The organism is Ralstonia sp. VS2407 (assembly GCF_052950655.1).
The window spans coordinates 1-447 of the sequence record NZ_JBRFVG010000319.1 but is presented as its reverse complement, the minus strand read 5'-3'; the positions used below and the strand labels follow the sequence as shown (position 1 = coordinate 447).

Sequence of the window (447 nt, the reverse complement as noted above, 5' to 3'; positions counted from 1 at the left end):
AGCAGCACGCCGATGCAGACGATCGCGATTCGCAGAACGCGTTCGTTGACGCGATGCAGCGCCCATGCGCCGAGCAGGCCGCCGACGATGGCGCCGCCGCCGAGTGCGATCGCCGCGCGCCAGTGAAGGTGCGGCGAGGTGAGGAACAGCACGACCGCCGACGCATTCATCACGCCCGCGAGCGCGTTCTTGGTCGACATCGCGCGACGCGGCGGCAGGCCGGCCATCGTCAGCGCGGCCATCATCAGGAACCCGATGCCGCCGCCGAAGTAGCCGCCGTAGATCGCGATCAGGAACTGCGAGGCCCCGGCCGCGACAGGGCCGAGATGTTGCGTGCCCGCGCCCGGCTTGCGAAAGAAGCTGCCCCATGCGAACACGATCGTCGCGAACAGCACGAGCCACGGGACGAGGCGCGAGAAGATCGACGAAGGCGTCTTCAGCAACAGC

General features: G+C 68.7%; 1 protein-coding gene. It reads right to left on the bottom strand.

The window, feature by feature from the left end:
* Positions 1 to 447 (bottom strand): sulfite exporter TauE/SafE family protein (locus ACU8YE_RS25255; protein ID WP_446930308.1); only part of this gene is annotated, 447 nt, incomplete at both ends.